Source organism: Dietzia maris (genome assembly GCF_014144855.1).
Classification (GTDB): domain Bacteria; phylum Actinomycetota; class Actinomycetes; order Mycobacteriales; family Mycobacteriaceae; genus Dietzia; species Dietzia kunjamensis.
In genome coordinates this window covers 1-2,733 of the sequence record NZ_JAALDN010000251.1, presented here as the reverse complement: position 1 = coordinate 2,733, position 2,733 = coordinate 1, and the positions used below count along the sequence as shown (strand labels likewise).

General features: G+C 71.9%; 3 protein-coding genes and 1 pseudogene. 2 read left to right on the top strand and 2 right to left on the bottom strand.

Annotated elements, in window-relative coordinates:
- The coding region (locus tag G6024_RS08835; RefSeq protein WP_182640348.1) for an adenosylcobinamide-GDP ribazoletransferase at positions 1–120 on the top strand (120 nt) is incomplete at its 5' end.
- Positions 121–131: 11 nt separating this feature from the next.
- On the opposite strand, the gene G6024_RS08830 is transcribed toward G6024_RS08835, so the two are convergent.
- Both G6024_RS08830 and gcvT read right to left on the bottom strand, forming a co-directional pair.
- Positions 132–1,223 (bottom strand): branched-chain amino acid aminotransferase, encoded by a 1,092-nt coding sequence (locus G6024_RS08830; RefSeq protein ID WP_159148512.1) that lies wholly within the window; start codon positions 1,221–1,223, stop codon positions 132–134.
- Positions 1,224–1,255: 32 nt separating this feature from the next.
- A complete protein-coding gene (gene gcvT, locus G6024_RS08825; RefSeq protein ID WP_159148511.1) occupies positions 1,256–2,368 on the bottom strand; it encodes a glycine cleavage system aminomethyltransferase GcvT in 1,113 nt (370 codons plus the stop codon).
- 142 nt (positions 2,369–2,510) lie between these two features.
- Between gcvT and G6024_RS08820 the strand changes: the two are divergent.
- Positions 2,511–2,733 (top strand): annotated as a pseudogene (locus G6024_RS08820) (leucyl aminopeptidase); the annotation flags it as partial.

Below are 2,733 nucleotides of genomic sequence, written 5' to 3'. Positions count from 1 at the left end.
GCGGCGGGCTTCGGCCGGCACGCGGTCCGCCGGCTCGGCGGGATCAGCGGGGACGTCCTCGGCGCGGTGATCGAGACGGGCACCGCCGCCGCGCTGGTGGCGGCGGTGCTCCTGCTCTGACGGGGCGCGGCTCAGACCAGCGTCGTCATCCAGCCGAACGGGTCCTCCACGGACCCGCGCTGGATTCCGGTGAGCGTCTCGCGCAGCCGCATGGTGATCGCCCCCGGCCCGCCGTCGCCCACCGTGTAGCCGCCGCCGGAGTGTTGCACGGACCCGACGGGGGTGATGACGGCGGCGGTGCCGCAGGCGAACACCTCGGTGATCTCGCCGGAGGCCACGCCCGAATCCCATTCGTCCACGGAGACCTTGCGCTCGGTCACGGGGTAGCCGAGGTGGCGGGCAAGCTGCAGGAGGCTGTCGCGGGTGACGCCCGGCAGCAACGAGCCGGACAGTTCGGGGGTGACGATTTCGGCGGAGTCGCCGGAGCCGAGGACGAAGAACAGGTTCATCCCGCCCATCTCCTCGACGTACTTCCGTTCGATCGCGTCGAGCCAGACCACCTGGTCGCATCCCTTGGCCGCGGCCTGCTCCTGGGCGCGCAGCGAGGCGGCGTAGTTGCCGCCGAACTTGGCGGCGCCGGTGCCGCCGGGGCTGGCGCGCACGTATTCGGTGCTCAGCCAGACGCTCACGGGGGCCACGCCGCGGGAGAAGTACGCGCCGGCCGGGGAGGCGATCACGGAGTAGAGGTATTCGTCGGCCGGCCGCACGCCGAGCCCGGTCTCGGTGGCGATCATGAAGGGCCGCAGGTAGAGCGCCTCCTCACCACCGGCGGCGGGCACCCAGTCGCGGTCGATCGCCACGATCTGCCGCAACGACTCCATGAACAGCTCTTCGGGCAGCTGCGGCATGGCGAGGCGCTCCGCGGAGCGGTTGAAGCGGGCGGCGTTCTGCTCGGGTCGGAACGAGGCGATGGAGTCGTCGGCCTGCCGGTAGGCCTTGAGTCCCTCGAAGATCGTCTGCGCGTAGTGCAGGACCACGGCGGACGGGTCGATGGACAGGGGGGCGTACGCCTCCACGACCGGGGTGCCCCACTGCCCGTTCGAGTACGGGAGGGTGACCATGTGGTCGGTGAAGTGCTTGCCGAAGCCGGGGGCGGCGAGGATGGCCTCGCGCTCGGCGGTCGACCTCGGCGAGGCGGACGGACGGACGTCGAACTCGGACATTGCGGGTCTCGTTCCTGGAGGAAGGGGGCGGGTCAGCGGGTGCGGATCTCGATGAGCGGGGGTACCGCGAGGCGGCACGCTACCTCTCGTCCGCGTACGTCGACGACGACCTCGTCGCCCTTCTTCAGACCCGCGTCCAGCTCGATGAACGCGAGCGCGATCCCGGTCTTGAGGGTCGGTGAGAACGTGCCGGAGCTGGTGACGCCCACGTCGCGTCCACCGGCGCGCACGGTCTGTCCGGCGCGCGGGATCCCGCGTCCGGTGACCTCGAGCGCGTACATGCGGCGGGCGGGGCCGGCCTCCTTCTGACGCAGCAGTTCCTCGCGCCCCCAGAAGGCGGGCTTGTCCCAGCCGATGGCCCAGGCGCAGCGCGCCTCGAGCGGGCTGAGGTCCACGGACAGCTCGTTGCCGTGCAGCGGGTAGCCGGCCTCCGTGCGCAGCGAGTCGCGGGCACCGAGACCGCACAGGGCGCCCTCGCGGGACAGCACCTGCTCGGCGAGCGCGTCCCAGATCGGGCCGGCCTCGTCCCAGGCGGGCAACACCTCGAAGCCGTACTCGCCGGTGTACCCGGTGCGGCAGACCCGCACGGAGTGTCCGTTCCAGTCGGCGTCGACGTACGCCATGTAGTCGAGGTCGGTCGGCAGTCCCACCGCCTCGAGCACTTCTCCGGCGAGGGGGCCCTGGACCGCGATCACGGCGCGGGAACGGTGTTCGTCGGTGACGGTGACCCCGGGCGCCCGCTCGGCCGCGGCGGCCTGCATCCGGCGGACCACCTCGGCGGTGTTGGCGGCGTTGGGGATGAGGAAGATCTCGGAGTCGGAGACCCGGTAGGCGATGAGGTCGTCCACCACTCCCCCGGACTCGTCGCAGCACAGCGTGTACTGGGCGCTACCGGCGGCGATCCGGTCGATGTCGTTGGTGAAGCACGAGTTGACGAACTCCGCGGCGCCCGGGCCGGTCACGAGCGCCTTGCCGAGGTGGCTGACGTCGAACAGTCCGACGGCGGTGCGGGTGGCGGTGTGTTCTGCGACGGTGCCGGCGTACTGCACCGGCATCGACCAGCCGCCGAACGGGGCGAAGGTCGCGCCGGCCTCCACGTGGCGGGAGTGCAGTGGTCCCTCGTGAAGGTCCCCTGTGTCTGTCATGTGGCCACTCCTCGCGCTCTACGGTCCGGCTGCCTGCCCACGTTAGTCGATAGACTATGGTGCCCTCGCCGTGGCGGTCCCGCCGCGTCGTCCGGGCATCACGACCCTTCCCGTACGTCCCGCCGACCCCCAGGAGCGCTTCATGCCGACCGCGCAGTCGATCCTCACCCACAGCCCTGATCTCGCCCCGATCGAGGCGGTCACGACGCCGGTGGACGCCGACGTCGTGGTGGTCGGTATCGCGGCCGATGCCGGGGCCGGAGAGGATGCGGCGCCCGTCGTCGTCGCCCCCGGCCTGGAGGGTGAGGCCACCGCGGCGCTCGCCGCGGTCGCGCGCTCGGTGGGCGCGTCCACCAAGGTCGCCT

Bases quoted from the DNA above. Each gene is read 5' to 3' on its own strand.
- G6024_RS08830 (WP_159148512.1), bottom strand. From the start codon at position 1,223: ATGTCCGAGTTCGACGTCCGTCCGTCCGCCTCGCCGAGGTCGACCGCC.
- gcvT (WP_159148511.1), bottom strand. From the start codon at position 2,368: ATGACAGACACAGGGGACCTTCACGAGGGACCACTGCACTCCCGCCAC.